The sequence below is a fragment of the Vibrio sp. RE88 genome (assembly GCF_013113835.1).
In the GTDB taxonomy this organism is placed as follows: Bacteria; Pseudomonadota; Gammaproteobacteria; order Enterobacterales; family Vibrionaceae; genus Vibrio.
In genome coordinates this window covers 1-1,082 of sequence record NZ_VTYQ01000028.1, presented here as the reverse complement: position 1 = coordinate 1,082, position 1,082 = coordinate 1, and the positions used below count along the sequence as shown (strand labels likewise).

Genomic DNA, 1,082 nt, shown 5'->3' with positions numbered 1-1,082 from the left:
TGTACGTATCCTTCGCCTCTTGGCTGTTAGCGTTCGTACCCGTCACCGTGAGATTAATATCACCACTGGGCCAATCACGAATGTTTTGCTCTGAAGTCGCCCAATCACCATCTTCAGCGACCTCTACCGTTTTATCAAAGTTGTAATTACCTGGGTCTTCAGCCAACTGAGCAACGACCCTTAGTCTATCGCCCGCTTGAAAGCCTCGGGCAGTACCAGAAATCACCACCTGACTCGACTCGTCTTCATCAATCGGCACATCACCTCGCGATGTAATCTCAATCACCGGTTTCACCGGCGCTTCGCTTGAGTCCACCTGCCCCATATTGCCTTGCGCATCCTGATATTCCGTTACAGTCACGGTTTTGAACATCTCATTGGCGTTCAGCGTCACCACACCCGACGTAGTCCCTTCCCAGACCGTCTTCGCCCCATTTCGAGAGACAAAATTCACATCCACACCGTCAACGTCTGCAACAACATTCTCCACGCGCTGACGAAGGCCGTTTGGTTATCGATGATTGGGTCTCCTGAGTTCACGCTAATACTGCCCACCGTTGGCGCAATATCATCCAGTAGCTCCACGTCCTGAGACGCTTGTTTCGCCGCCTGACCACCGGAATTCGAGCCGTCCACCGTGATGGTCAAGGTACCGCTTTCCCATGAGGAAATGTTCTTTGGTGTCGTCGTCCAAGCCCCGTTGGTCACTGTGGCGGTAAGGTCAAGCCCCTCATTAATTGGATTGTCACTCGAAATCGCTACGCTTAACTGAACCCCATTCTTAAACCCTCGCGCCGTCCCTGATACCACAAAGTCCTCTGCCTCAGTGGTCGTTAAGTCGTTGATGTTCGAGATAAGGATGATGGGTTTCACCACTGTCGATGTCTCTTTACCACTCTCCGCTACATTACCCGAGAGGTCCTTATAACCCGCATTCACCACCGCTGTAATCGTGTCTTCATTGGACGACAGCGTAACGGCCTCTTCCGTTTCACCTACCCACTGCTGGGCGGGGTCGTTACCCTCGAACTTCACTGCCACACCACCCACAGTCGCCGTCACATCCGTCACGAGCTCACTGA

The 1,082-nt window shown here is 52.8% G+C and carries 2 protein-coding genes; both read right to left on the bottom strand.

What is annotated here, in order from left to right; translation table 11 throughout:
* Positions 1-454, bottom strand: a 454-nt coding sequence (locus F0265_RS24495) for a hypothetical protein (protein WP_171750641.1), incomplete at its 3' end; no start/stop codon positions are given.
* The coding region (locus tag F0265_RS24490; RefSeq protein ID WP_171750640.1) for a hypothetical protein at positions 451-1,082 on the bottom strand (632 nt) is incomplete at its 5' end. The genes F0265_RS24495 and F0265_RS24490, both read right to left, overlap by 4 nt.